The organism is Pseudomonas sp. ABFPK (assembly GCF_001586765.1).
Lineage (GTDB): Bacteria > Pseudomonadota > Gammaproteobacteria > Pseudomonadales > Pseudomonadaceae > Aquipseudomonas > Aquipseudomonas asiatica.
In genome coordinates this window covers 1-22616 of the sequence record NZ_LQXW01000028.1, presented here as the reverse complement: position 1 = coordinate 22616, position 22616 = coordinate 1, and the positions used below count along the sequence as shown (strand labels likewise).

The 22616-nt window shown below is 64.5% G+C and carries 18 protein-coding genes; 13 read left to right on the top strand and 5 right to left on the bottom strand.

Features of this window, described 5'->3' with window-relative positions:
- Window positions 1-15 precede the first annotated feature (15 nt).
- Window positions 16-1371 carry an acetyl-CoA carboxylase biotin carboxylase subunit gene (gene accC, locus WM94_RS18295; protein ID WP_046615992.1) on the top strand — a complete coding sequence of 452 codons (1356 nt, stop codon included), beginning with the start codon at window positions 16-18 and terminating at the stop codon, window positions 1369-1371.
- A 181-nt stretch (window positions 1372-1552) separates the two neighbouring features.
- On the opposite strand, the gene WM94_RS18290 is transcribed toward accC, so the two are convergent.
- Entirely contained in the window at window positions 1553-3406 is a 1854-nt protein-coding gene (locus WM94_RS18290) for a sigma-54-dependent Fis family transcriptional regulator (protein WP_061551862.1), read from the bottom strand.
- Window positions 3407-3688: 282 nt separating this feature from the next.
- Between WM94_RS18290 and WM94_RS18285 the strand changes: the two genes are divergently transcribed.
- From WM94_RS18285 to WM94_RS18255, 7 genes are all read left to right on the top strand, one after another.
- A complete protein-coding gene (locus WM94_RS18285) occupies window positions 3689-4744 on the top strand; it encodes an ATP-NAD kinase family protein (protein ID WP_061551861.1) in 1056 nt (351 codons plus the stop codon).
- 22 nt (window positions 4745-4766) lie between these two features.
- Window positions 4767-5744: a thiamine pyrophosphate-dependent dehydrogenase E1 component subunit alpha gene (locus WM94_RS18280; protein WP_015268810.1), complete on the top strand. Its 978-nt coding sequence runs from the start codon at window positions 4767-4769 to the stop codon at window positions 5742-5744.
- A gap of 33 nt (window positions 5745-5777) precedes the next feature.
- A complete protein-coding gene (locus WM94_RS18275; protein ID WP_013970705.1) occupies window positions 5778-6800 on the top strand; it encodes an alpha-ketoacid dehydrogenase subunit beta in 1023 nt (340 codons plus the stop codon).
- Window positions 6797-7903 carry an acetoin dehydrogenase dihydrolipoyllysine-residue acetyltransferase subunit gene (locus WM94_RS18270; RefSeq protein ID WP_061551860.1) on the top strand — a complete coding sequence of 369 codons (1107 nt, stop codon included), beginning with the start codon at window positions 6797-6799 and terminating at the stop codon, window positions 7901-7903. The genes WM94_RS18275 and WM94_RS18270 overlap by 4 nt, the downstream gene beginning before the upstream one ends.
- Window positions 7904-7955: 52 nt before the next feature.
- On the top strand, window positions 7956-9020 hold the full coding sequence (locus WM94_RS18265) for a 2,3-butanediol dehydrogenase (protein WP_241523204.1): 1065 nt from the start codon (window positions 7956-7958) through the stop codon (window positions 9018-9020).
- Window positions 9021-9368: 348 nt separating this feature from the next.
- Window positions 9369-11102, top strand: coding sequence for a C13 family peptidase (locus WM94_RS18260; RefSeq protein WP_061551858.1), 1734 nt, complete (start codon window positions 9369-9371; stop codon window positions 11100-11102).
- Between the two features lie 27 nt (window positions 11103-11129).
- The gene (locus tag WM94_RS18255) at window positions 11130-11774 is read left to right on the top strand and encodes an oxidoreductase (RefSeq protein WP_013970700.1); all 645 of its coding nucleotides are present in this window, start codon (window positions 11130-11132) and stop codon (window positions 11772-11774) included.
- 109 nt (window positions 11775-11883) lie between these two features.
- Here WM94_RS18255 and WM94_RS18250 read toward each other — a convergent pair whose 3' ends face one another.
- From WM94_RS18250 to WM94_RS18235, 4 genes are all read right to left on the bottom strand, one after another.
- Window positions 11884-12171, bottom strand: a complete 288-nt coding sequence (locus tag WM94_RS18250; protein ID WP_015268804.1) for a YceK/YidQ family lipoprotein — start codon at window positions 12169-12171, stop codon at window positions 11884-11886.
- Window positions 12168-12797, bottom strand: a complete 630-nt coding sequence (ubiX, locus tag WM94_RS18245; RefSeq protein ID WP_013970698.1) for a flavin prenyltransferase UbiX — start codon at window positions 12795-12797, stop codon at window positions 12168-12170. Before ubiX ends, WM94_RS18250 begins: the two co-directional genes overlap by 4 nt.
- Entirely contained in the window at window positions 12794-14143 is a 1350-nt protein-coding gene (mpl, locus tag WM94_RS18240; RefSeq protein ID WP_024086190.1) for a UDP-N-acetylmuramate:L-alanyl-gamma-D-glutamyl-meso-diaminopimelate ligase, read from the bottom strand. The genes ubiX and mpl overlap by 4 nt, the downstream gene beginning before the upstream one ends.
- A gap of 66 nt (window positions 14144-14209) precedes the next feature.
- Window positions 14210-16198, bottom strand: coding sequence for a sigma-54-dependent Fis family transcriptional regulator (locus WM94_RS18235; RefSeq protein ID WP_013970696.1), 1989 nt, complete (start codon window positions 16196-16198; stop codon window positions 14210-14212).
- 255 nt (window positions 16199-16453) lie between these two features.
- On the opposite strand from WM94_RS18235, the gene WM94_RS18230 reads away from it, so the two are divergent.
- From WM94_RS18230 to WM94_RS18210, 5 genes are all read left to right on the top strand, one after another.
- Window positions 16454-17974 carry an aldehyde dehydrogenase family protein gene (locus WM94_RS18230; protein WP_003257045.1) on the top strand — a complete coding sequence of 507 codons (1521 nt, stop codon included), beginning with the start codon at window positions 16454-16456 and terminating at the stop codon, window positions 17972-17974.
- Window positions 17975-18199: 225 nt separating this feature from the next.
- Window positions 18200-19648 carry an ethanolamine permease gene (eat, locus tag WM94_RS18225; protein WP_061551857.1) on the top strand — a complete coding sequence of 483 codons (1449 nt, stop codon included), beginning with the start codon at window positions 18200-18202 and terminating at the stop codon, window positions 19646-19648.
- 46 nt (window positions 19649-19694) lie between these two features.
- Complete coding sequence (locus WM94_RS18220) at window positions 19695-21089, top strand: ethanolamine ammonia-lyase subunit EutB (protein ID WP_013970694.1); 1395 nt, start codon at window positions 19695-19697, stop codon at window positions 21087-21089.
- An 8-nt stretch (window positions 21090-21097) separates the two neighbouring features.
- Window positions 21098-21916 carry an ethanolamine ammonia-lyase subunit EutC gene (eutC, locus tag WM94_RS18215; RefSeq protein ID WP_061551871.1) on the top strand — a complete coding sequence of 273 codons (819 nt, stop codon included), beginning with the start codon at window positions 21098-21100 and terminating at the stop codon, window positions 21914-21916.
- A 108-nt stretch (window positions 21917-22024) separates the two neighbouring features.
- The gene (locus WM94_RS18210; RefSeq protein ID WP_003257044.1) at window positions 22025-22483 is read left to right on the top strand and encodes a GNAT family N-acetyltransferase; all 459 of its coding nucleotides are present in this window, start codon (window positions 22025-22027) and stop codon (window positions 22481-22483) included.
- The last annotated feature ends 133 nt before the right edge of the window (window positions 22484-22616 follow it).

Below are 22616 nucleotides of genomic sequence, written 5' to 3'. Positions count from 1 at the left end.
CGCGGAGAGCCAACGATGTCTGGGAAGCTCGAAAAAGTCCTGATCGCCAACCGCGGGGAAATTGCCCTGCGGATCCTGCGTGCCTGCAAAGAGCTGGGTATCAAGACAGTCGCCGTGCACTCCACCGCCGACCGTGAACTGATGCACCTGGGCCTGGCAGACGAGTCGGTCTGCATCGGCCCTGCATCGTCCAAGGATTCCTACCTGCATATCCCGGCAATCATCGCTGCCGCCGAAGTGACCGGCGCCACCGCGATTCACCCGGGCTACGGCTTCCTGGCGGAAAACGCCGACTTCGCCGAGCAGGTGGAAAAATCCGGTTTCGCCTTCATCGGCCCGAAAGCCGACACCATTCGCCTGATGGGCGACAAGGTTTCGGCCAAGGACGCGATGATCAAGTCGGGCGTACCGACCGTACCGGGCTCCGATGGCCCGCTGCCGGAAGATGAAGAAGTCGCCCTGGCGATTGCTCGTGACGTCGGCTACCCGGTGATCATCAAGGCCGCCGGTGGCGGTGGTGGTCGCGGCATGCGCGTGGTGCACAAGGAAGAGGACCTGATTGCCTCGGCCAAGCTCACCCGTACTGAAGCCGGTGCAGCCTTCGGCAACCCGATGGTCTATCTGGAGAAGTTCCTGACCAACCCACGCCACGTGGAAGTACAGGTACTGTCCGACGGCCAAGGCAACGCCATTCACCTGGGTGACCGTGACTGCTCGCTGCAGCGCCGTCACCAGAAGGTACTGGAAGAAGCGCCAGCCCCGGGCATCGACGAGAAAGCCCGTCAGGAAGTGTTCAAGCGCTGCGTCGATGCGTGCATCGAGATCGGCTACCGTGGTGCGGGTACTTTCGAGTTCCTGTACGAGAACGGCCGCTTCTACTTCATCGAGATGAACACCCGCGTGCAGGTTGAGCACCCGGTGTCGGAGATGGTGACTGGTATCGACATCGTCAAGGAGATGCTGAGCATCGCCGCTGGCAACAAGCTGTCGTTCCGCCAGGAAGATGTGGTCATCCGTGGCCATGCGCTGGAATGCCGTATCAACGCCGAAGACCCGAAGAAGTTCATCCCGAGCCCAGGCAAGGTGAAGCACTTCCACGCCCCGGGCGGCAACGGCGTGCGTGTTGATTCGCACCTGTACAGCGGTTACTCGGTTCCGCCGAACTACGACTCGCTGATCGGCAAGCTGATCACCTACGGCAAGGACCGCGACGAAGCCATGGCGCGCATGCGCAATGCCCTGGACGAGATCGTCGTCGACGGCATCAAGACCAACATCCCGCTGCACCGCGACCTGGTGCGTGATGAAGGTTTCTGCAAAGGCGGCGTCAACATTCACTACCTCGAGCACAAACTGGCTAGCCAGGAGTGATCGCGTAGTGTGATGTACTGAAAACCCCGGACTTGTTCCGGGGTTTTTTATGGATCACTGGTTTGGCAGAAGCCCTGTAGGAGCAGCCTTGTGCTGCGAAGAGGGCATTACTTCCCAAACAAATTTGTTGCTCATGCCGGCCCTTTCGCAGCACAAGGCTGCTCCTACAGGTCCGCGTGACTCAGCCCTTCATCCGCGGCATCTCGATGTGATGCTCATGCACCCGCCGGTACAAGGTCGCCCGCGATATCCCCAGAGCCCGCGCCGCATCGGCCGGCTTCCAGCGATGGCGGATCAGCGCATCCAGCAGCAACTGCCGGGCCGGACAGGACATGCTGCTTTCAGCCGACGCGACTACCTCGCCGCGCACCTCCTGCGGCAGGTCCTGCATCTGCACCTGCCCGCCCTCACTCACCGCACAGGCATAGCGCAACACCTGCCGCAGCTGGCGCAAGTTCCCCGGCCAGCGATAGACCAGCAGCGCCTGCAGCGCATCATCCGCCAACATCACCTCGACCCCGCAGGCCTCGGCCTCCTCGACCAGCAACTGGTGAATCAACCCCAAGCGGTCCTCACGCTCGCGCAGCGGCGGCAATTCGAAGCGGGCATTGGCCAGGCGGAAGTAAAGATCCTCACGAAAACGCCCATCCTCCACCATCGCCGCCAAATCGCGGTGGGTCGCGCAAATCACCTGAATATCCACCCGCTCCCGCCGCGCCGCGCCCAGCGGCGCCACTTCACCCTCCGCCAGCACGCGCAGCAACCGGGTTTGCAGGTTCAGCGGCATGTCACCGATTTCGTCGAGGAACAGCGTGCCGCCATCGGCCTGCTGCAACAGCCCCTGCATACCTTTGCTGGAAGCCCCGGTGAAGGCCCCGGCCACATAGCCGAACAGCTCGCTCTCGATCAGGCTTTCCGGGATGGCCGCACAGTTCAAGGTGACGAACGGGCCATCGCGACGCAGGCTTTGCTGATGCAACTGGCGGGCGAACACCTCTTTGCCAGCCCCCGTCTCGCCTTGCACAAGCACCGCCAGGTTGCAGTCCTTGACCCGCGTGGCCAGGCGCAGATGCTGCTCGATACGGTCGTCCTGGGCCTGGCGCAACGGCTGCGCACGCTGGCGCTGGCGGGGTGCGCTGACCCGGCCGTACAGCCCACCCAGGCCCGGCAGGCGTTGAGCGGACGATGCGTTCACGCGGCGCAACTGATCCATGTCGAACAGCTCGCCAATGTGCTCGGGCAAACGCCCCAGATGCTCCACCAGGCGCTGGCGCGCCAGGCTGTTGATCGCCTGCAGGCGGCCATCGCCATCCCAGGCCAGCAGGTAGTCGGGCTGGCTTTCCACATATCCCGGCGTGCCATGGGCACGCATCACCCAATGGCCCTGGGCACTATGCATGAAAAAGGCATTTTCGATCTCGCGGGCAGTCTGCTCGACCAGTTGGCGGATCAGGTGCTGGCTGCGGCGGTCGTCCGGCGACTGCAAGGCCGAGACATCCACCACGCCCAGCAACTCGCCCAGCGGGTCGAACACCGGTGCCGCCGTACAGGTCAGGCCAATGAACGCAGCGCGGAAGTGGTCGCGCTTGTGCACCGTGACCGGCGCCTTGCTGGTCAACACCGCCGCCACGCCGCAGGTGCCCTCCTCGCCCTCCGACCAGCAGGTGCCCAGGTACAGCCCGGCCTTGCGGCAATCGTTGCGGATGGCCGACTCGACCCGGTAATCGATGGTGCGCCCCAAGGCGTCGGTGAGCAGCACGCAGTAGTCGGCACCGCGCACCCGCTCATGCAGGCGGGCCACGGCATCGCTGGCGATGCGCAGGAACAGTTCGGCGCGCTCGCGGCATTCGTTGAGCAGGCTTTGGGACAGGATGCGCGGCCCCTGCTGGGATCCGGGGTCGAGGCGGTACAGCTCCATGGAACGGCGCCATGAATCGAGGATCAGCGGTGGCACCGGCGCCTGCGGCAGACGGTCGGCATTCTTCAGCACCCTGCTGACGCAGTCGACATGGGCTCGGGAGTTCGCGGCAAGCATTCAGGCCCTCCGGTTCTCGTTGCTGTTTTTATCGTTGTCCGGCCATTAAGCGCTTCCGGGCATGCCCCGACAAGCACTGCGTGATTACCGGCCGACTTGAGACGCAGCGTCTCAGCGTCTCGGCCATGCCATACCTCGGCTGGCACCCGGCGTCTCGCCAGCCCGGCCATACGTTCCGGCCAGAGCGCAACGAAACCGCTCTGCCCCGGTAATTTCAGCCAACCCAAGGAAAACTGGCACCGCGCTTGCTCCGGCACTGGCAAACAAGAAACGAGGTGCGCCATGCCGCTACCCGCCCCGACCGTCGGGATCATTGCCAACCCTGCCTCTGGCCGCGACCTGCGCCGCCTGACCGCCAACGCCGGGCTCTATTCGAGCACCGACAAGGCTTCGGCGATCCAGCGCCTGCTGGCCGCCTTCGGTGCCACCGGCATCGGCCAGGTACTGCTGCCCAGCGACATGACCGGCATTGCAGCCGCCGTGCTCAAGGCTAGCCAGGGCCCGGTCGCCCGTGACCAGCACTGGCCGACCATCGAAATACTCGACCTGCCGCTGACCCAGACCGTTGCCGATACCCGCCTGGCCACCCGGCGCATGGTCGAACGCGGTGTGGCGATGATCGCCGTGCTCGGCGGCGACGGCACCCACAAGGCAGTTGCTGCCGAGGCCGGTGACGTACCGCTGCTGACCTTGTCCACCGGCACCAACAATGCCTTCCCCGAACTGCGCGAGGCCACCAGCGCCGGCCTGGCCGGCGGCCTGCTTGCCAGCGGCCGGGTACCGCCCAGCATCGGCCTGCGCCGCAACAAGCGCCTGCTGGTGAAGGTGCCCGAACAACAGCTTGCCGAATGGGCACTGGTGGAGGTGGCGGTATCGCCCCAGCGCTTCATCGGCGCTCGGGCACTGAGCCGCAGCGAAGACCTTTGCGAAGTCTTCGCCTGTTTCGCCGAACCCCATGCCATCGGCCTCTCGGCCCTGTGCGGCCTGTGGTGCCCGGTCTCGCGCCAGGACCCGCACGGTGCCTGGGTACGCCTGAACCCCGGTGCCGAACAAGCGCTGCTCGCACCACTGGCACCCGGCCTGCTGCAAGGCTGCGGCATCACCGCCAGCGGCGCCCTGACGCCCGGCGTAGCCCATCGCCTGAGCCTGGCCAGCGGCACCCTGGCGCTGGACGGCGAGCGCGAAATCGAATTCGCCGAGCATGACAGCCCCACCATCACCCTCGACCACCAAGGCCCATTGAGCGTGGACGTCGAGGCCGTACTGGCGCACGCCGCCCGCCATCACTTGATGGCCGTGCCCCGTGGCCATCGGCTGCACCCTGCAAACCCGTGTTGAGACAACCCCGGAGAACAACAAGATGTCCAATCAACTCAGTACCGAACAACTGCTGCATGCCTATGAAGTGATGCGCACCATCCGCGCCTTCGAAGAACGCCTGCACGTCGAGTTCGCCACCGGCGAGATCCCTGGCTTCGTGCACCTGTATGCCGGCGAAGAAGCTTCCGCCGCTGGAGTCATGGCCCACCTGCGCGATAGCGACTGTATCGCCTCGACCCACCGCGGCCACGGCCACTGCATCGCCAAGGGTGTGGACGTGTACGGCATGATGGCCGAGATCTACGGCAAGAAGACCGGCGTGTGCGGCGGCAAAGGCGGTTCGATGCACATCGCCGACCTGGAAAAAGGCATGCTCGGCGCCAACGGCATCGTCGGTGCAGGCGCTCCGCTGGTGGCCGGGGCGGCGCTGGCGGCCAAGATCAAAGGCCGCGACGATGTATCGGTGGCCTTCTTCGGCGATGGCGCTTCCAACGAAGGCGCCGTGTTCGAAGCCATGAACATGGCCTCGATCATGAACCTGCCGTGCATCTTCGTGGCCGAGAACAACGGCTACGCCGAAGCCACCGCCTCGACCTGGTCGGTTGCCTGCGACCATATCGCCGACCGCGCGGCCGGGTTCGGCATGCCCGGTGTCACCATCGACGGTTTCGACTTCTTTGCCGTGTACGAAGCCGCCGGCGCTGCCATCGAACGTGCACGTTCCGGGCAAGGCCCGTCGCTGATCGAGGTCAAGCTCAGCCGCTACTACGGCCATTTCGAAGGCGATGCACAAACCTACCGCGCCCCGGACGAAGTGAAGAACCTGCGCGAATCCCGCGACTGCCTCATGCAGTTCCGCAACAAGACCACCCGCGCCGGCCTGCTCACGGCTGCGCAACTGGACGCCATCGACGCCCGCGTCGAGGACCTGATCGAAGACGCCGTGCGCCGCGCCAAGTCCGATCCCAAGCCACAGCCCGCCGACCTGCTCACCGACGTCTACGTCGCCTACCCCTGAGCCGCGGATTACAAGAACAACAGGAGAATCACCATGGCAAGAAAGATCAGCTACCAGCAGGCCATCAACGAAGCCCTGGCCCAGGAAATGCGCCGCGACAACACGGTGTTCATCATTGGCGAAGACGTTGCTGGCGGTGCCGGTGCCCCCGGCGAAGATGACGCCTGGGGTGGCGTGCTGGGCGTGACCAAGGGCCTTTACCACCAGTTCCCGGGGCGCGTGCTCGACGCGCCACTATCCGAAATCGGCTACGTCGGCGCCGCCGTCGGTGCTGCCACCCAGGGCCTGCGCCCGGTGTGCGAGCTGATGTTCGTCGACTTCGCCGGCTGCTGCCTGGACCAGATCCTCAACCAGGCCGCCAAGTTCCGCTACATGTTCGGCGGCAAGGCGGTCACTCCGCTGGTGATGCGCACCATGTACGGCGCCGGCCTGCGCGCGGCGGCCCAGCACTCGCAGATGCTCACCTCGCTGTGGACGCACATTCCCGGCCTGAAGGTGGTCTGCCCGTCCTCGCCGTACGATGCCAAGGGCCTGTTGATACAGGCGATCCGCGACAACGACCCGGTGATCTTCTGCGAGCACAAGCTGCTCTACAGCATGCAGGGAGAGGTGCCGGAAGAGGTGTACACCGTACCGTTCGGTGAGGCCAACTTCCTGCGTGATGGCGACGACGTGACCCTGGTCACCTATGGCCGCATGGTGCATGTGGCGCTGGAGGCCGCCAACAACCTGGCCCGCCAGGGTATCGACTGCGAGGTGCTGGACCTGCGCACCACCAGCCCGCTGGATGAGGACAGCATCCTGGAAAGCGTGGAAAAGACCGGCCGCCTGGTGGTGATCGACGAAGCCAACCCGCGTTGCTCCATGGCCACCGACATCAGCGCGCTGGTGGCTCAGAAGGCCTTCGGCGCGCTCAAGGGCCCGATCGAAATGGTCACCGCCCCGCATACTCCCGTGCCGTTCTCCGATGCCCTGGAAGACCTGTACATCCCCGACGCGGCGAAGATCGAGGCTGCGGTGCGCAAAGTGATCGAAGCCGCAAGGAGTGCCGCATGAGCCAGATCCATACCCTGACCATGCCCAAGTGGGGCCTGTCGATGACCGAGGGCCGGGTGGATACCTGGCTGAAGCAGGAAGGTGACGAAATCAGCAAGGGCGACGAGGTGCTGGACGTCGAGACCGACAAGATCAGCAGCAGCGTCGAAGCCCCGTTCAGCGGTGTGTTGCGCCGCCAGGTGGCCAGGCCTGATGAAACCCTGCCGGTCGGTGCCCTGCTGGCGGTGGTAGTGGAAGGCGAAGCCGAAGAGGCTGAAATCGATGCCGTGGTGCAGCGCTTCCAGGCCGAGTTCGTCGCCGAGGGTGGCGCCGACCAGGCCCAAGGGCCGGCGCCACAGAAGGCTGAAGTGGCTGGCCGGCAGTTGCGCTGGTTCGAGCTGGGTGAAGGCGGCACGCCGCTGGTGCTGGTGCACGGTTTTGGTGGCGACCTCAACAACTGGCTGTTCAACCACCCGGCGCTGGCTGCCGAGCGACGGGTAATCGCCCTCGACCTGCCGGGCCATGGCGAGTCGGCCAAGGCCCTGCAACGGGGCGACCTGGAAGAGTTGAGCGAAACCGTACTGGCCCTGCTCGACCACCTGGACATCGCCAAGGCCCACCTGGCCGGCCACTCCATGGGCGGCGCGGTCAGCCTGAATGTGGCGCGCCTGGCGCCGCAACGGGTGGCCAGCCTGAGCCTGGTGGCCAGTGCCGGGCTGGGCGAGGAGATCAACGGACAGTACCTGCAAGGCTTCGTCGCTGCCGCCAACCGCAATGCCCTCAAACCGCAGATGGTACAGCTGTTTGCCGACCCCGCACTGGTAACGCGGCAGATGCTGGAGGACATGCTCAAGTTCAAGCGACTGGAAGGCGTGGACGACGCGTTGCGCCTGTTGGCATCGGCCATCGCCGACGGCGACCGGCAGCGCCACGACCTGCGCGGGGTGCTGGGACAACACCCGGCCCTGGTGGTGTGGGGCGGCAAGGACGCGATCATCCCGGCCAGCCATGCCGAAGGGCTGGAGGCTGAAGTGCTGGTGCTGCCCGAGGCTGGCCATATGGTGCAAATGGAGGCGGCCGAACAGGTCAACCAGCAACTGCTCGCGTTCCTGCGCAAGCACTAAGCCCTTTCCGTGAGCCTGGAGAACAACAATGAACGACCTGAGCCACACCCACATGCGCGCCGCCGTCTGGCATGGCCGCAATGATATTCGCGTCGAACAGGTGCCCCTGCCGGCCGACCCTGCGCCCGGCTGGGTGCAGATCAAGGTGGACTGGTGCGGCATCTGCGGCTCCGACCTGCACGAATACGTCGCTGGCCCGGTATTCATCCCGGTGGAGGCACCGCACCCGCTGACCGGCATCCAGGGCCAGTGCATCCTCGGCCACGAGTTCTGCGGCCAGATCGCCAAGCTGGGTGAAGGCGTGGAAGGTTTTGCCGTCGGTGACCCGGTGGCTGCGGACGCCTGCCAGCATTGCGGCACCTGCTACTACTGCACCCACGGCCTGTACAACATCTGCGAGCGCCTGGCCTTCACCGGCCTGATGAACAATGGCGCCTTTGCCGAACTGGTCAACGTGCCCGCCAACCTGCTGTACCGGCTGCCGCAGGGTTTCCCGGCTGAGGCCGGGGCGCTGATCGAACCGCTGGCGGTGGGCATGCATGCGGTAAAGAAGGCCGGCAGCCTGCTTGGCCAGACGGTGGTGGTAGTCGGCGCCGGCACCATCGGCCTGTGCACCATCATGTGTGCCAAGGCGGCTGGCGCGGCGCAGGTGATCGCCCTGGAAATGTCCTCGGCACGCAAGGCCAAGGCCAAGGAGGTTGGCGCCAGCGTGGTGCTGGACCCAAGCCAGTGCGACGTCCTGGTGGAAATCCGCAAGCTCACTGCCGGGCTCGGCGCGGATGTGAGTTTTGAATGCATCGGCAACAAGCACACGGCCAAGCTGTCCATCGACACCATCCGCAAGGCGGGCAAGTGCGTGTTGGTGGGGATATTCGAGGAGCCTAGCGAGTTCAACTTCTTCGAACTGGTGTCCACCGAAAAGCAGGTGCTGGGCGCGTTGGCGTACAACGGCGAGTTCGCCGATGTGATTGCCTTCATCGCTGACGGCAGGCTGGACATTCGCCCGCTGGTGACCGGGCGGATCGGGCTGGAGCAGATTGTCGAGCTGGGCTTCGAGGAGTTGGTCAACAACAAGGAGGAGAACGTGAAGATCATCGTGTCGCCGGGCGTGCGCTGATTGCACCTCAAAGGCAACACGGAAACTGTGGGAGCCGGCGTGCCCGCGAAGCAGGCGACGCGGTGCCTGGCACCGGCTTCGCCGGTGTTCGCGGCTAAAGCCGCTCCCACAGGTATTGCGCAAAGCTGAAATTCACCGCAATGCCTGTGGGAGCGGGTTCACCCGCGAAGAAGACCACACGGTACATGGCACCGGCTTCGCCGGTGTTCGCGGGCACGCCCGCTCCCACAGGTTCCGTGCCAGCTTTTCAATGCAGTGCAGGCTCGAGAGCTGCGCCAGCACATGCGTTCGCTGTTTCAGGATCCCATTCTGCGTCATACTCGGCAGACCTATTGCCCGGTTCTCGCCATGCGTTCACTGCTCCCCGTCACCCTGGTCCTGCTGCTCGCCGCCTGCGGCGATGGCGAATCGCTGCTCCCGCCGGACGCGCGCCTGCCTGACGGTGGGCGGTACCGGGGGCAGGTGGTCGATGGCCTGTTGCAAGGCGAGGGCCGGATCGACTACCCCAACGGCAGCTGGTACGCCGGTACCTTCAAGGACGGCCAATGGCACGGCCAGGGCGAATGGCACGGCCGCAACGGCGAGGTGTACCGCGGCCAGTTCGCCGCAGGGCTGTTCCAGGGGCTGGGCGAGCTGACTACCCCGGGCAGCCACTATGCCGGTACCTTCAGCCACGGCCGCCGCGACGGCGAAGGCACCCTCAAGCAAGCCGACCAGACCTACCGCGGCCAGTTCAAGGACGACTTGTACGAAGGCGCCGGCGAGCTGGAACTGGCCGACGGCAGCCGCTACCAGGGCCTGTTCGCCAAGGGCAAGCCCAACGGCGCCGGGGTGCGCAGCGATGCCAGCGGCAACCAGTTCAGCGGCCACTTCATCAATGGCCAGCTGGAAGGCAGCGGCACCTACGACAGCGTTGACGGCGAGCAGTACATCGGCGAGTTCAAGGACAACCGCCTGGAAGGCCGTGGCCGCTACGAAAATGCCGATGGTGATGTGTGGATCGGCGAATTCAAGGACGGCTCGCTGGTTGGCGAAGGCGAATTGCTGGGCAGCGATGGCAGCCACTACAAAGGCACCTTCGCCGACTGGCGACTGTCGGGCCAGGGCAGCCTGCAGCTGGCCGACGGCAGCAAGTATATCGGTGGCTTTCTCAACGATGCCTACCACGGCCAGGGCCGGCTGATCCTGGCCAACGGCAAGGTCGAAAGTGGCACCTGGAGCAACGGCGTGCGCGTACGGGACCAGAACGGCAAGCTGTTGCCTGACCCACTGGACCTGGCGCTGCTCAACCAGGGCCGTTTGCTGGATGAAGCGTTGGCCCGGGTACCGCGCTCGGCGCCACCAGTTCAGCTATACAGCCTGGTGGTGGCCGGCGATGGCCAGCAGAGCGTGTTCATGCGCGAAGCCGACTATGTCAGCAACATGCTCAAGGTGCGCTTTGGCGCCAGTGGCCAGGTGACCCTGGTCAACCACCGCGACCACATGACCACCCGAGCCATGGCCACACGCGAAAACCTGACCCGCGCCGCCCGCACCCTGGCCGAGCGCAGCGGCCCCGAAGACCTGGTGTTCATCTATCTCACCAGTCATGGCAGCCAGGACCATCAGCTGGTACTCGACCAACCGCGCCTGCAGCTGGCCGATCTGTCTGCCGACGAGCTGGCGAGCGCGCTGGCACCGCTGAAGAACCGCGACAAGGTGATTGTCATATCCGCCTGCTATTCAGGGGGCTACATCACGCCGCTCAAAGATGAGCGCACGCTGATCATGACCGCCGCCCGGGCCGACCGCGTGTCTTTCGGTTGTTCGGAAGAAGCCGATTTCACCTATTTCGGCGATGCCCTGTTCGCCGAAGCGCTGAACCAGACCGACGACCTGAAACAGGCGTTTGAACTGGCGCGCGCCAGCGTTGCCGAAAGAGAACAAAGGGAAGGTTTCGAGGCCTCCGAACCTCAGCTGTGGGCGCCGCCGAAGGTGCTTGAGCACTGGCAGCACCTGCGCCGGCAACAGGCCGAAGAAGCATTGCGTAACGCCGCACAGGCCAACGTGGGGGAACAGGCGCAAACGCCCGGCAGCCACTAAGCTTGTGTGTAACAAGGGAGAGACATCATGTATTTGACGCCTCAGCATGTCCTGCTTGCCGGTGCCACGGGTCTGACAGGTGAACACCTGCTCGACCGTCTGCTCAACGAGCCCACCATCACTCGCGTACTGGCGCCTACCCGCCGGCCATTGGCCGAGCACCCGCACCTGGAAAACCCGGTAGGCGACCCGGCTGTGTTCCTTCCACAACTGGGTGGGCGGGTCGATATCGCCTATTGCTGCCTGGGTACCACACTTAAGCAAGCCGGTTCCGAATCGGCCTTCCGCGCTGTGGACCTGGACATGGTGGTGGCTTTCAGCAAGCGTGCCCGGGAGTTGGGCGCGCGGCATCTGCTGGTGGTCAGTGCATTGGGCGCCGACCCGAAATCGTCGATTTTCTACAACCGGGTCAAGGGTGAGATGGAGGAGGCTCTCAAGGCTCAGGATTGGCCGCAGCTGACCATCGTGCGGCCGTCGTTGCTGCTGGGTGAGCGGGTCGAGCCGCGGCTCGGCGAACAGTTGGCTTCGCCGTTTGCCAGGCTGATACCCGGGAAGTATCGGGGGATCGAGGCTTGTACCTTGGCCCGGGCGCTGTGGCGGCTGGCGCTGGAGGAAGAGGACGGGGTGCGGATTGTGGAGTCGGATGAGTTGCGCAGGTTGGGCAAGAAGTAGGCTTTACCTGGCAGGGCCTCTTCGCGGGTAAACCCGCTCCCACAGGATTTGCACCGATTTCAGACCTGGTGCAGTACCTGTGGGAGCGGGTTTACCCGCGAAAGGGCCCTTACAGGCCACCAGTGGCCTGGAAGCCTACACCGGCCGCTGTCAGCAACGACAACGGCAGCAACAAGGTATCGAGCAACATGCTCCCCGGCAGGTCCAGCCCCGGATACGCTGGCGCCTCAGCCCCGTAACGATCCCGCGGGCAGCACCCGCCATTGATCACATACAAGTCCAACCGGGTACCTGCATACACCACCGGTGCCCCGGGCTTGTTGGCATCCAGCGTGCGCACCGTGGCGCAGCCACCGAGCAGCACCAGCGCCAGCAAGCCCACCAGCGCTCGCTTCAATCATCCACCCCGAAGTGGTGCTCACCCCAGCGCGGCAACATGTCCTGGGGAATGTTCAGCAGGTTGAGAATGCGCGCGACCACGAAGTCGACCAGGTCGTCGATGGTCTGCGGCTGGTGATAAAAGCCCGGCGCCGCCGGCAGGATCACCGCGCCCATCTGCGACAGCTTGAGCATGTTCTCCAGGTGGATGGTGGAGAACGGCGCCTCGCGCGGCACCAGGATCAGTTGGCGGCGCTCCTTGAGGGTAACGTCAGCAGCACGTTCGATCAGGTTGTTGCAGGCACCAGTGGCAATCGCCGACAAGGTCCCAGTGGAACAGGGCACCACTACCATTGCCGCCGGGGCGCCGGAGCCCGAGGCCACCGGCGACATCCAGTCTTCCTTGCCATACACGCGGATCTGCCCGTCGGCAGCGCCGGTATATTCGGTGAGGAAAGCCTGCATCGCCTGTGGCTTGGCCGGCAGCACCACGTCCGTCTCGGTGGCCATCACCAGTTGCGCGGCCTTGGAGATCAGGAAGTGCACCTCGCGGTCCTCACGCACCAGGCAGTCGAGCAGGCGCAGGCCATACTGGGCACCAGAGGCGCCCGTCATGGCCAGGGTGATGCGTTCCGGCCCGCTCACTTCAGTGCCTCGGCCAGCTTGCCGTGCAGGCCGCCGAAGCCGCCGTTGCTCATGATCACTACATGGGTACCCGCGCGGGCCTGCCCCTTGACCCGCTCGATGATCGCTTCGAGGCTGTCGGCCACCACGCTGGGCACTTTGCATTGCGCGGCGGTGGCAGCCAGGTCCCAGCCAAGGTTGGCCGGGGCGTACCAGATCACCTGGTCGGCATCGTTGACGCTTTCCGGCAGGCCGTCACGGTGGGCACCGAGCTTCATCGAGTTGGAGCGCGGCTCGATCACGGCGATCACCGGGGCTTCGCCAACGCGCTTGCGCAGGCCGTCCAGGGTGGTGGCGATGGCGGTCGGGTGGTGGGCGAAGTCATCGTAGATGGTCACGCCCTGCACTTCGGCAACCTTCTCCATACGCCGCTTGACGCTCTTGAAGGCGCTCAGGCCTTCGATGCCCATGGCTGGCACCACGCCTACATGGCGCGCCGCTGCCAGGGTAGCCAGGGCGTTGGCGACGTTGTGCTGGCCAGTCAGCGCCCAGTCCACCACGCCCTGCGCTTCGCCGTCGAACAGCACTTCGAAGCGCGAGCCGTCGGGGCTGAGCAGACGGGCTTGCCACTGGCCACCTTCGCCGGTGGTCTGCACCGGGGTCCAGCAACCCATGCCGATCACCCGCTCCAGCGCCTGCTCGGTGGTGGGGTGGATGACCAGGCCTTCGCTAGGAATGGTGCGCACCAGGTGGTGGAACTGCCGCTCGATCGAGGCCAGGTCGGGGAAGATGTCCGCATGGTCGAACTCGAGGTTGTTGAGGATCGCCGTGCGCGGGTGGTAGTGGACGAACTTCGAGCGCTTGTCGAAGAAGGCGCTGTCGTACTCGTCGGCTTCGACCACGAAGAACGGCGTATCGCCCAGGCGCGCCGACACCGAGAAGTTCTGCGGCACACCGCCAATCAGGAAGCCCGGGCTCATGCCGGCATGTTCCAGCACCCAGGCCAGCATGCTGCTGGTAGTGGTCTTGCCGTGGGTACCGGCAACGGCCAGCACCCAGCGGCCCTGCAACACGTGGTCGGCCAGCCACTGCGGGCCGGAAACATAGGGCAGGCCCTTGTTCAGCACGTACTCCACCGCCGGGTTGCCACGCGACATGGCGTTGCCGATGACCACCAGGTCTGGCGCCGGGTCCAGCTGGGCCGGGTCATATCCTTGGGTCAGTTCGATGCCCTGGGCTTCAAGCTGGGTGCTCATCGGGGGATAGACGTTGGCGTCCGAGCCGGTGACGCGGTGGCCAAGTTCCTTGGCCAGCACCGCCAGCGAGCCCATGAAAGTGCCGCAAATACCGAGAATGTGAATATGCATGGTCGACCTCGCAAAACATCGAGGCAGGGTAGCCCAGGGCGCGACAAATCGCACCAGATGTTTCGCTCAGTCGGCTCTGGTGATGCCGTGTTTGCGCAGTTTTCGATACAAGGTATTGCGGCTGATGCCCAAGTGCTCGGCGACACGGGTGAGGTGCCAGTGTTTTGCATCTAGCGTCTCCAACAATGCTTGCCGCTCCGCATCCTGTAGGAGCGGCCTTGTGTCGCGATCGGGCTGCGACGCAGCCCCTGCAGATTGGTCGGCGCTGCTGAGACCCTGGGGCCGCTCTGCGGCCCTTTCGCGACACAAGGCCGCTCCTACAGGGACGGTGCTGTTGCGGAGAATGGTGGGCAGATCCGGGAACGCGATGCGGGAGTCTTCGCAAAGTGCCACCAGGGTACGCAGCACGTTGCGCATCTGCCGCACGTTGCCCGGCCAGGCGAAGTCGAGCAGTGCCTGCCGCGCCCTGGGCTCGATATCGATCGGTTCTCCCTGCGCCTCCTGACGCAGCAGAAAGTCCAGCAACTGCGCCTTGTCACTGCGCTCGCGCACCGCAGGCAATGCCACTTCCAGGCCATTCAGCCGGTAATACAGGTCCTCGCGGAAACTGCCCTGCTCCACCCGTTCCAGCAGGTCACGGTGAGTAGCGCTGACAATGCGCACGTCGACCGCCTGCGGCTCGCCACCGATCGGCACCACCTGGCGCTCCTCCAGCACGCGCAGCAGGCGGGTTTGCAGGGCCAGTGGCATGTCGCCGATCTCGTCCAGCAGCAAGGTGCCACCATCGGCCTGCAGCAGCTTGCCGCGCATGCCTTCCTTGCGTGCACCGGTAAAGCTGCCGCCGCGGTAGCCGAACAGTTCGCTCTCGATCAGGCTTTCCGGGATCGAGGCGCAGTTGATGGCGACGAACGGCTTGCCGCGCCGCTCGCTGGCCTGGTGCACGGCCTGGGCAAAAGCCTCCTTGCCACAGCCGGTCTCGCCGCGCAGCAACAGCGGCACATCGCGCTCGAACACCCGCACGCTGCGGCGGAAGTCGTTTTGCAAGGCGGGGTCGAGCAGGCAGATAAGCGGCTCCACTTCCCGCGTGGGCCGCGGCTGGGCGGCTGGCACCGACCACACCGGTGCGCGAGCCTGGCCACGCAGGCTGGCGAACACCTGGCGCCCGTCCAGGGTATGCAGCGGCCACGCCGTGCTGCCGCCAGGCGTGGCGCGGCTGAACAGTTCGTCGTGGCTGCAAGCGAAAAAGCGTTCCAGCGGTTTGCCCAGCACGCCACCACGCACCGTGCCCAGCAGGTTCAGCGCGCTCTGGTTGGCGGCGCAGATGCGCCCGTCACCGTCGAACGCCAGCAGGCCTTCGCTGAACAGGCCGACCGACTCGGCCTGCAGGTGAAAACGCAGCAGCCATTGCTGTTCGAAATGGCGCAGGAAGTAGCAGCTTTCGATCATCTTCGCCGACAGGTTGACCAAAGCCATGGTGTGGAACTGGCTCTGCCGGGAAACGTCGGGCCGCGCCGAAGACACATCCAGCACTGCAAGCAACTCGCCATGCGGGTCGAACACCGGGCTGGCCGAGCAGGTCAGGCCGGTGTGGCGACCGCGGAAGTGCTCGTTCTGGTGAATGGTCAGCGCCTGGCGCTCGACCAGGCAGGTGCCGATGCCGTTGGTGCCCTCGCGCGCCTCGCTCCAGTCAGCGCCCAGCCACAGCCCGGCACGCTCGAAGCTGCGCCGCTCGGTCGGCGCGCTGACGCAATTGAGGATCACCCCGCGGGCATCGGTCAGCAGCACCGCATGGCCGGCCCCGGAAAGCTGCTGGTGCAGGCTGTTCATTTCATGGTCGGCAATCTGCAGCACCTGGCGCAGGCGCTCGCGGCTTTCCAGCAGGCGCCCATGCTCGAGCACCACCGGGGCCTCGATCACCGACGGGTCGAGGTGGTAGTCCTCCAGGCAGCGTAGCCAGGAGCGGGCGATGGACGGGTCACTGCCACCCTCCCCGGCCCCACCATGGGCGACGGTATGGACTTGCTGGGCATGGCGACTGAAATGATTGCTCTGCATTGTTGTAGTTCTCCGCAGATAGAGAGTCCCGCCAGCATCCTCCACCCGGGAAGGCTTTGCAATGCACCCTCCGGTTACGTGTCGCAAATGGCACAAAGTGTCACCCCCGCGCGTACCGGCGCTGGCACAGAGATCGTGGGCCAGGCCCAAAGAACCGAGCCAAGTCATTGATTTGCCTGGCGCTCGAAACGCTGGCCCAACCTTTGCTCTACGCTTTCCAACTCCCTAACAAACACAATAGCCAGGAGACACACCATGCGTTACGCACATCCCGGTACCGAAGGCGCGAAGGTTTCCTTCAAGAGCCGCTACGGCAACTACATCGGTGGTGAGTTCGTTCCTCCGGTAAAGGGGCAGTACTTCGAAAATACCTCCCCGGTGAATGGCAAGCTGATCGCTGAATTCCCTCGCTCCACTGCCGAAGACATCGACAAAGCCCTGGATGCCGCCCACGCTGCGGCGGATGCCTGGGGCCGCACTTCAGTGCAGGACCGCTCCAACGTTCTGCTGAAGATCGCCGACCGTATCGAGCAGAACCTCGAACTGCTGGCCATTACCGAAACCTGGGACAACGGCAAGCCGATCCGCGAAACCCTCAATGCCGACATTCCGCTGGCGGTCGACCACTTCCGCTACTTCGCTGGCTGCATCCGCGCCCAGGAAGGCGGCGCCGCGGAAATCAACGAAGGCACCGTGGCCTATCACATCCATGAGCCACTGGGCGTGGTCGGGCAGATCATCCCGTGGAACTTCCCGATCCTGATGGCCGCCTGGAAGCTCGCCCCGGCCCTGGCCGCCGGCAACTGCGTGGTGCTCAAGCCTGCCGAACAGACCCCGCTGGGCATCACCGTGCTGCTGGAAGTGATCGGTGACCTGCTGCCAAAAGGCGTGCTCAACGTGGTGCAAGGCTATGGCCGCGAAGCCGGTGAAGCACTGGCCACCAGCAAGCGCATCGCCAAGATCGCCTTCACCGGCTCGACCCCGGTTGGCTCGCACATCATGAAATGCGCCGCCGAGAACATCATCCCGTCCACCGTCGAACTGGGCGGCAAGTCGCCGAACGTGTATTTCGAAGACATCATGCAAGCCGAGCCAAGCTTCATCGAGAAGGCGGCCGAAGGCATGGTGCTGGCGTTCTTCAACCAGGGCGAGGTATGCACCTGCCCGTCACGGGCACTGGTACAGGAGTCGATCTACCCGCAGTTCATGGAAGTGGTGATGAAGAAGGTGCTGCAGATCAAGCGCGGCGACCCGCTGGACACCGACACCATGGTCGGCGCCCAGGCCTCGCAACAGCAGTTCGAGAAGATCCTGTCGTACCTCGACATCGCCCAGAAGGAAGGCGCCGAGTTGCTGACCGGCGGCAAGGTCGAAAAACTGGAAGGCTCGCTGGCCACCGGTTACTACATCCAGCCGACCCTGCTCAAGGGCAACAACAAGATGCGCGTGTTCCAGGAAGAAATCTTCGGCCCGGTGGTCAGCGTCACCACCTTCAAGGACGAAGCCGAAGCCTTGGCAATCGCCAACGACACCGAGTTCGGCCTGGGTGCCGGCGTGTGGACCCGCGACATCAACCGTGCCTACCGCATGGGCCGTGGGATCAAGGCTGGCCGCGTGTGGACCAACTGCTACCACCTGTACCCGGCGCATGCCGCGTTCGGTGGCTACAAGAAGTCGGGGGTCGGGCGTGAGACGCACAAGATGATGCTCGACCACTATCAGCAGACCAAGAACCTGCTGGTGAGCTACGACATCAATCCGTTGGGCTTCTTCTAAACCGCGTCGCCTTCTTCGCGGGTAAACCCGCTCCCACAGGTACTGCGCTTGCTTAAGGCGCTGTACACCCCCTGTAGGAGCGGGTTCACCCGCGAAGAGGCCAGGCCTGCATATACAAAACCCAGAGCGGTAACCGTGCACCAACGCTCTGGCTCGCTTCCTGCAGTACCCATCACCATCGGCCCGGAACCCGTCCGGCCACCAAGAAAAACAACAGGTGAATCTATGCCAAGCGATCATTCCGCCGGCTCGCCGGCAGCCTCTTCCGTCGACTTCGAAAAAGTCGGCTCGGACTATTTCCAGCAACGTGAACTGAAAAAAGGTGCCGCCGGCTGGGTCCTGCTGGTCGGCCTGGGCGTGGCCTACGTCATCTCCGGCGACTATGCCGGCTGGAACTTCGGCCTGGCCCAGGGCGGCTGGGGCGGCATGTTCCTCGCCACCCTGCTGATGGCCACCATGTACCTGTGCATGTGCTTCTCGCTGGCCGAACTGTCGTCGATGATCCCCACCGCAGGCGGCGGCTACGGCTTTGCCCGCAGCGCCTTCGGCCCCTGGGGCGGCTTCCTCACCGGCACGGCGATCCTCATCGAGTACGCTATCGCCCCCGCCGCCATCGCCGTGTTCATCGGCGCCTACTGCCAGTCACTGTTCGGCATCGGTGGCTGGATGATCTACCTGGCGTTCTACATCGTGTTCATCGGCATCCACATCTTTGGCGTGGGTGAGGCGTTGAAGCTGATGTTCATCATCACCGCCATCGCAGCCATCGCCTTGGCCGTGTTCCTGGTGAGCATGGTGCCCCATTTTGATGCAGCCAACCTGTTCGACATCGCCAAAACGGACGCTGTGGGCGCCAGCAGCTTCCTGCCGTTCGGCTATGTCGGCGTGTGGGCGGCCATCCCCTATGCCATCTGGTTCTTCCTTGCCGTAGAGGGCGTGCCGCTGGCTGCCGAAGAAACCAAGAACCCCAAGCGTGACCTGCCACGCGGCCTGATCGGCGCCATGCTGGTGTTGCTGGCCTTCGCCCTGCTGATCCTGGTGGTCGGCCCCGGCGGCGCAGGGTCCGAAGCACTGAAAGCGTCCGGCAACCCGCTGGTAGAAGCCTTGTCCAAGGCCTACGGCGGTAGCACCTGGATGGGCGGCTTCGTCAACCTGGTCGGCCTGGCCGGGCTGATCGCCAGCTTCTTCTCGATCATCTACGCCTACTCCCGGCAGATCTTCGCCCTGTCCCGCGCCGGCTACCTGCCGCGCAAGCTGTCGGAAACCAACAAGAGCAAGGCCCCGGTACTGGCCTTGATCATCCCCGGGATCATCGGCTTTGCCCTGTCGCTGACTGGCCAAGGTGACCTGCTGATCCTGGTGGCGGTGTTCGGCGCTACCCTGTCGTACGTGCTGATGATGGCCGCGCACATCACCCTGCGCATCCGCCGGCCGAAGATGGAGCGCCCATACCGCACCCCCGGTGGCATCTTCACCTCGGGCCTGGCACTGGTACTGGCCTGCATCGCCGTGGTCGCCGGTTTCCTGGTCGACCCACGGGTAGTGATTGGCGCCGCAGTGATCTATGCGGTATTAATTGCCTACTTTGCTTTCTACAGCCGCCACCACCTGGTCGCGGGTACACCGGAAGAGGAATTCGCCGCGATCCAGAAGGCCGAAGAGGCCCTGCACTGATCGCCGCCACCCGCCGCGGGGCAACCCGCGGCTCTGGAGACTCTGTATGGCAAGTTTCGTACACACGGTCGGCCACCTGGTCTACCGCTTCGACAGCCTCAAGGAAGTGATGGCCAAGGCCAGCCCCGCCCGCTCGGGGGACTACCTGGCGGGCGTGGCGGCCAGCAATGATGGCGAACGGGTCGCCGCGCAGATGGCCCTGGCCAATATCCCGCTGACGCATTTCCTCAACGAAGCGCTGATCCCTTACGAAGATGATGAAGTCACGCGCCTGATCATCGACACTCACGACGCCCAGGCCTTCGCCCCGGTCAGCCACCTGACCGTGGGTGGCCTGCGCGACTGGCTGCTGAGCGAAGAGGCCAACGAGGACAGCCTGCGCAGCCTGGCACCCGGGCTGACGCCGGAAATGGCCGCAGCGGTGTCGAAGATCATGCGCGTGCAGGACCTGGTGCTGGTGGCACAGAAGATCCGCGTGGTCACCCGGTTCCGTGGCACCATGGGCCTGCGCGGGCGCCTGTCGACCCGGCTGCAGCCCAACCACCCGACCGACGAGCCGGCCGGCATCGCCGCCAGCATTCTCGACGGCCTGCTGTACGGCAACGGTGACGCCATGATCGGCATCAACCCGGCCACCGACAGCATCGCCTCGATCTGCGCCCTGCTGGAGATGCTCGACGCCATCATCCAGCGCTACGACATCCCCACCCAGGCCTGCGTGCTGACCCACGTCACCACCTCGATCGAGGCGATCAACCGTGGCGTGCCACTGGACCTGGTATTCCAGTCCATCGCCGGCACCGAAGCGGCCAACGCCGGGTTCGGCATCAACCTGAACGTGCTGCAGGAAGGCTACGAAGCGGGCCTTTCGCTGAAACGCGGCACCCTCGGGCAGAACCTGATGTACTTCGAAACAGGCCAGGGCAGCGCGCTGTCGGCCAACGCCCACCACGGCGTCGACCAGCAGACCTGTGAGACCCGCGCCTATGCCGTGGCCCGCCACTTCAAACCGTTCCTGGTCAACACGGTGGTCGGTTTCATCGGCCCCGAATACCTGTACAACGGCAAGCAGATCATCCGCGCCGGCCTCGAAGACCACTTCTGCGGCAAGCTGCTGGGAGTGCCGATGGGTTGCGACATCTGCTACACCAACCACGCCGAAGCCGACCAGGACGACATGGACACCCTGCTGACCCTGCTGGGCGTGGCCGGGATCAACTTCATCATGGGTATCCCAGGCTCCGACGACATCATGCTCAACTACCAGACCACCTCGTTCCACGACGCGCTGTATGCACGCCAGACCCTGGGCCTGAAGCCTGGGCCGGAATTCGAGGCATGGCTGGCCCGCACCGGCATCTTCACCCAGGCCGATGGCCGGGTGCGCTTTGGTGACAACCTGCCGCCGGCCTTCCGCCAGGCCTTGGCACAGCTTGCATAGGGATGACCATGGACCACCGCACGCCTACCCCCGAAAACCCCTGGCTGGCCCTGCGCAACCTGACCCCGGCGCGCATTGCCCTGGGCCGTACCGGCACCAGCCTGCCTACCGGTGCGCAACTGGACTTCCAGTTCGCCCACGCCCAGGCACGCGATGCCGTGCATCTGGCCTTCGACCATGCCGGCCTGGCTACCCAGCTGAGTGACCGCGGGCGCGAAAGCCTGGTGCTGCACAGCGCCGCCAGCGACCGCAACCAGTACCTGCAACGCCCGGACCTGGGGCGACGGCTGAGCGAAGATTCGGTTGCCGTGCTGCGCCAGCATGCCCAGGCCAACCCCGGCGGGGTCGACCTGGCCATCGTCGTCGCTGACGGCCTATCGGCGCTGGCCGTGCACCGCCACACGCTGCCGTTCCTGGCGCGCTTCGAGGAACAGGCCGCCGCCGATGGCTGGACCAGCGCCCCGGTGGTGCTGGTGCAGCAGGGTCGGGTGGCAGTGGCCGACGAGGTCGGTGAACTGCTGGGCGCACGGATGACGGTGATGCTGATCGGCGAACGCCCGGGGCTCAGCTCGCCCGACAGCCTTGGCCTGTACTTCACCTATGCGCCAAAGGTCGGCCTGACCGATGCCTACCGCAACTGCATTTCCAACATCCGCCTGGAGGGGCTGAGCTATGGCATGGCGGCGCACCGCTTGCTGTACTTGATGCGCGAAGCCTGCCGACGTCAGCTTTCCGGGGTGAATCTGAAGGACGAAGCCGAGGTCCATAGCCTGGAGAGTGAACACAACACCGGCCAGAAAGGTAACTTTCTGCTCGGCAAAGGATAAAAAACATGTCACGGAAGGCGGATTGCACTTGCGCCAAGCATTGGGCAGCATGCCTTTGAAAGCTGCTGGCAATCCGCTGTTTCCCCTAATGGACTCTGAGGGCCGCACATGCGCATCATCAAGGCAACCCTGGAACACCTCGATCTGCTTACGCCGATGTTCGTCAAATACCGCGAGTTCTATGGGCAGCTACCCTACCCCGACAGTTCGCGCAGCTTCCTGGAAAAGCGCCTGAAGCGGGATGAGTCGGTGATCTACCTGGCGCTACCCGATGATGATGACGGCAAGCTGCTGGGCTTCTGCCAGCTGTACCCGAGCTACTCGTCGCTGTCGCTGAAGCGGGTATGGATTCTCAACGATATCTACGTGGCCGAGGACTCGCGGCGCATGCTGGTGGCCGACCACCTGATGCGCGAGGCGAAGAAAATGGCCAAGGAAACCAACGCCGTGCGCATGCGGGTGTCGACCAGCGCGGACAATGAGGTAGCGCACAAGACTTACGAATCCATCGGGTTTCGTGAGGATAACGAGTTCAAGAGCTATATCCTGCCGATCAGCCAGGATTGACCTGTACCGGCCTCTTCGCGGGTAAACCCGCTCTCATCAAACAAAATGCAACCCGCTGTTTTTTAAGCACCTTAGGCTGCCACCAATTGATATCCCAGCTTTCGGGCTTTGCGAAGCAAAGCCCGAAGCTGTC

Coding starts and splice junctions, on each gene's coding strand:
- WM94_RS18260 (WP_061551858.1), top strand. CDS start 9,369: ATGCGTTCACTGCTCCCCGTCACCCTGGTCCTGCTGCTCGCCGCCTGC.
- accC (WP_046615992.1), top strand. CDS start 16: ATGTCTGGGAAGCTCGAAAAAGTCCTGATCGCCAACCGCGGGGAAATT.
- WM94_RS18265 (WP_241523204.1), top strand. CDS start 7,956: ATGCGCGCCGCCGTCTGGCATGGCCGCAATGATATTCGCGTCGAACAG.
- WM94_RS18270 (WP_061551860.1), top strand. CDS start 6,797: ATGAGCCAGATCCATACCCTGACCATGCCCAAGTGGGGCCTGTCGATG.
- WM94_RS18285 (WP_061551861.1), top strand. CDS start 3,689: ATGCCGCTACCCGCCCCGACCGTCGGGATCATTGCCAACCCTGCCTCT.
- WM94_RS18290 (WP_061551862.1), bottom strand. CDS start 3,406: ATGCTTGCCGCGAACTCCCGAGCCCATGTCGACTGCGTCAGCAGGGTG.
- WM94_RS18235 (WP_013970696.1), bottom strand. CDS start 16,198: ATGCAGAGCAATCATTTCAGTCGCCATGCCCAGCAAGTCCATACCGTC.
- eat (WP_061551857.1), top strand. CDS start 18,200: ATGCCAAGCGATCATTCCGCCGGCTCGCCGGCAGCCTCTTCCGTCGAC.
- WM94_RS18280 (WP_015268810.1), top strand. CDS start 4,767: ATGTCCAATCAACTCAGTACCGAACAACTGCTGCATGCCTATGAAGTG.
- WM94_RS18220 (WP_013970694.1), top strand. CDS start 19,695: ATGGCAAGTTTCGTACACACGGTCGGCCACCTGGTCTACCGCTTCGAC.
- WM94_RS18210 (WP_003257044.1), top strand. CDS start 22,025: ATGCGCATCATCAAGGCAACCCTGGAACACCTCGATCTGCTTACGCCG.
- WM94_RS18275 (WP_013970705.1), top strand. CDS start 5,778: ATGGCAAGAAAGATCAGCTACCAGCAGGCCATCAACGAAGCCCTGGCC.
- WM94_RS18255 (WP_013970700.1), top strand. CDS start 11,130: ATGTATTTGACGCCTCAGCATGTCCTGCTTGCCGGTGCCACGGGTCTG.
- eutC (WP_061551871.1), top strand. CDS start 21,098: ATGGACCACCGCACGCCTACCCCCGAAAACCCCTGGCTGGCCCTGCGC.
- mpl (WP_024086190.1), bottom strand. CDS start 14,143: ATGCATATTCACATTCTCGGTATTTGCGGCACTTTCATGGGCTCGCTG.
- WM94_RS18230 (WP_003257045.1), top strand. CDS start 16,454: ATGCGTTACGCACATCCCGGTACCGAAGGCGCGAAGGTTTCCTTCAAG.